Origin of the sequence: Rhodanobacter sp. FW104-R8 (assembly GCF_001617365.1) — a bacterium.
GTDB lineage: Bacteria > Pseudomonadota > Gammaproteobacteria > Xanthomonadales > Rhodanobacteraceae > Rhodanobacter.
This window is the reverse complement of record NZ_LVJR01000043.1, coordinates 1-1,274: the sequence shown is the minus strand read 5'-3', so window position 1 is coordinate 1,274 and position 1,274 is coordinate 1. Positions and strand designations below refer to the sequence as shown.

General features: G+C 65.4%; 1 pseudogene. It reads right to left on the bottom strand.

Annotated features, from left to right (window positions below):
- Positions 1–122: 122 nt before the first annotated feature.
- Positions 123–1,201 (bottom strand): annotated as a pseudogene (locus tag RHOFW104R8_RS10860) (IS5 family transposase).
- Positions 1,202–1,274 lie beyond the last annotated feature (73 nt).

Below are 1,274 nucleotides of genomic sequence, written 5' to 3'. Positions count from 1 at the left end.
GCAGGCTGTTGAGAAGCACCGTCCTGCGTCAGACTTCATAGCCATGATCTATGGATGGTCGGCTTTGCGGCAGCCACAGGACACGATTTTCCGCCCTGCGGACGCACGTCTCCTGTCGTCGCTCAGGTCGGCGACGGTTCCCACCATTCGCCGATGCCGCCGAGGCGGATCAGGTTGTAGGCGGCAAACGTCCAGGTCACCCAGCCGCGCACCGCAGCGAGGCCGACCATCGGCAACTTGCGCAGCCCGCCGATGGTCTTGATCCAGCCAAAGCCCAGTTCGATCCGTTTGCGCACCTTCTGGCTGATGCCGTAGCCGCGCGCGCGCCACCGCGCGCGGCACGGCACTGCGTCGACCGTTGCCCGTGTTGCGTGCGATATGCGGCATGATTCCGCGCGCCCTCAGTGCCGCGACGAAGTCCTGCGTGTCATAGCCCTTGTCGGCACCCAGGGTGGCTCCTTGCCTGACGCCCGCCGCGGTGAGCAGATCCAAGGCGCCGTCCCGCTCGCCGGTGCCATTGGCATGGCGGACGTCCACGCCGACCACCAGACCATGACGGTTCTCCATCAGGCTGTTGGCCAGGTAGCTCAGCTTCGCCTCCTTGCCTTGGCCCTTGCGGATCAGCCGGGCATCCGGATCCGTGGTGGACTCGTGCGTCTCGTTGCTGCGCGGCTGACCGCGGAAATTGTCGCCATCGCCCTCGTCGTGATCGTCCTTGGGCCGGAAGCTCTATGTGCGAGGCCCACGCCTCCAGCAGCGTGCCGTCCACCGAGAGGTGCTCATCGCTGACCAGGTTGCGCAACCGTGCCAGCAGCACGGTGTGCTCGAAGAAATGCTGGGCGATCGCCTCGTCGAACAGCCGCTGGCGGTTGAAGGAGAACGTCGAGTGGTCCCACACCGGGTCGTCGATGTTCAGACCGGCGAACCAGCGGAACAGCAGGTTGTAGTTGAGCTGCTCCATCAGCAGCCGCTCGCTGCGCACGCTGTAGACCGCCTGCAGCAGCGAGGCGCGCAGGATGCGCTCGGGCGGGATCGACAGACGACCGCCCGCGGCATAGCGCGCCGCCAGCAGCTCATCGAGCTCGCCCAGGATCGCGTCCACCAGAATCCGCAGCTTGCGGATCGGATGGTCGGGCGGCACGCGATCCTCGACCGATACATAAGAAAACATGCCAAGCTGTTGGACGTCGGGGCTGCGCATCGGTTCAGGCGGTCAGTGATTGAGAGCGTCTATGACTGCAGCGGAGCGCAGAGGTTTCTCAACGGCCTGCTAG